Origin of the sequence: Microcystis sp. LEGE 08355 (assembly GCF_015207185.1) — a bacterium.
Taxonomy (GTDB): domain Bacteria; phylum Cyanobacteriota; class Cyanobacteriia; order Cyanobacteriales; family Microcystaceae; genus Microcystis; species Microcystis panniformis.
This window is the reverse complement of the sequence record NZ_JADEXI010000711.1, coordinates 1-2,144: the sequence shown is the minus strand read 5'-3', so window position 1 is coordinate 2,144 and position 2,144 is coordinate 1. Positions and strand designations below refer to the sequence as shown.

The 2,144-nt window shown below is 39.4% G+C and carries 1 protein-coding gene and 1 pseudogene; both read left to right on the top strand.

What is annotated here, in order from left to right:
• Positions 1-402: 402 nt before the first annotated feature.
• Entirely contained in the window at positions 403-1,923 is a 1,521-nt protein-coding gene (locus tag IQ242_RS23190; RefSeq protein ID WP_228021176.1) for a WD40 repeat domain-containing protein, read from the top strand.
• A gap of 12 nt (positions 1,924-1,935) precedes the next feature.
• Positions 1,936-2,082 (top strand): annotated as a pseudogene (locus IQ242_RS26480) (J domain-containing protein); the annotation flags it as partial.
• Positions 2,083-2,144 lie beyond the last annotated feature (62 nt).

Here is a 2,144-nt window from a genome sequence, read left to right as displayed (position 1 = left end):
AAGAGACAGTCATAGCATAATGCAAAATTATACCAGAATCGCTGAAAGTATTGCAATCTCGTAAATAAATAAAAATTATTCTCAATAAATTCTTAAGTAAAAATAAATATTACCGATTGTAAATTTAAATATTTTTAAGTATTGAATGTATTTATATATAAAATACTTATCATTTTTCCTGATTGCCTCTGACTGGAAAGAGGGTGTGGGGTGTGGGGTGCAGGGAAAGAAACCTCTTTCATCTGTGGGGGTGAAAATTTTTTCATCGGGACTGACTTGAAAGAGGCGGTCGGCAGGGGGCAGGAGGGAAAACTACCACTTTGGGGAGTCAGTCGTCGATAACAAACTAGGCTACACTCTATAGGAGAAACCCGATGACTAACTTGATTATTGCCGAAAAATATGGCTAAAAAGCTCGATTTTGTTATTCCTGCTGTCGGTGGAGTCACAGGAGCCAATTTATCTGCTTGTCTGGGAAATATTGGCTTAGTCGGCGGATTTGGCGGTATAAGCGTCGGTTTAGTGGGAATGACGGGGATTGGCATCCTGACAAGTTCGGCAATTTATGCCAGTCTGCAAGGACTAGAAACAAAGGATCGCACCGTGGGGTTAGCTTTGGGGACAGGAAGCCTTGGCGGAATCGGTATCTACTCTACCTTTGGGGGTGTGGGAGTCGCAGTTAAAGGTACAGCTTTCGGTGTTGGTGTCGGTTCTATGGCGATCGCTGGTGGCCTAGTCGGGTTAGGAATCTACGGACTGATGAAAATGTTATCTCCCACCTACTCCGACGATAATTTTTATAGGAATCTAGAATTTTTTGATCGCATTACTAGAGAGTACGAAGAAGCTTTATTTTGGCAAGAAGTTACGGGAAAATATAAAAATCTAGAGGCAGAACTACAGGGACTGTTAGAAGAAGTATCTGTTCAGGAAAATCAACAGTTAAATTCTACAGAAATTACTATTCCAGAGCGTTTATCTTGGCAGTGTTTCCAAACCCTTAAAGGTCATCAGGCAAATATTGGGGCGATCGATATTAGCTCTGATGGTAAAATTATCGCTAGTGCGGGAGAAGATCAAACCATAAAACTTTGGCAGCGAGAAACGGGTAAATTAATTTATTCCTTTGTGGGAGTTAATGAACCGCTCCAAACTCTGGCTATAAGTCCTAACGGTAAATCGATCATTGCCGGTGGATTGGATGGCAGAATTAGTCAGTGGCAATTAGACACTAAGCAGTATAAAAGTAGTTTTTTCGCTCGTGTCAATGCTCCCGATAGCCACGATGGTGTAATTTTACAATTAGCTTTTGCTGCCAATGAAAGATTTATTGTTAGTGCTAGTAACGACAAAACTCTGCGAATCTGGGGTTATTATACAGGAGAATTAAAGAGAACTTTAATCGGTCATGAGGAGGCAGTTAATACCTGTGCTATTAGTCCCGATAGCCAAATTATTGCTAGTGGTAGTGATGATAAAACTATTAAATTATGGCGATTTGATCATAGTTATGCTTATCAAACTTTTATCGGTGACAGGGCAGCCGTTAACAGTTTAGCTTTTAGTAATGATGGTCAATATCTAATTAGTGGTGGTAGTGATAAAACGATTAAAATCTGGGATATAAAGACAGGAAAAATTATTAGAAGTTGGCAGGCACACGAGCAGGCAATTATCAGTATTGCTATTAATCCTCATCGCCATCTAATTGCTAGTGCTTCCCGAACAGAAATTAAAATTTGGCAAGGACAAACAGGAGAATTAATTAAAGTTTTACGGGGAACTGCTCCCTTAAAATTTAGTCCTGACGGTCAATTTTTAATTACAGGTAGTTATGGAGATAAGGTAAAAATATGGTCGGAAATGTTAGGAGAATTAGAAATATTGCCCTCCGATTCTGAGGATTGGTGGGAGGTTTTATAAGTTTCTAAGAGTGCCATTTTTTCAGAAGTTAAACAAAGATATTATCAGCTTGCTCGTCAGTATCACCCCGATCACAATTCTTCCGTCATGGCGATTAAAATTATGCAAAAGATTAATCGAGCTTACGAGCGGTTTTTATTTTCTATCTCGCAACGGTAAAAGTGTGAGCGTAGGGTCAGGTATTTAACTATCTTTCGATTCTCCCTTACTTATGGTGATAT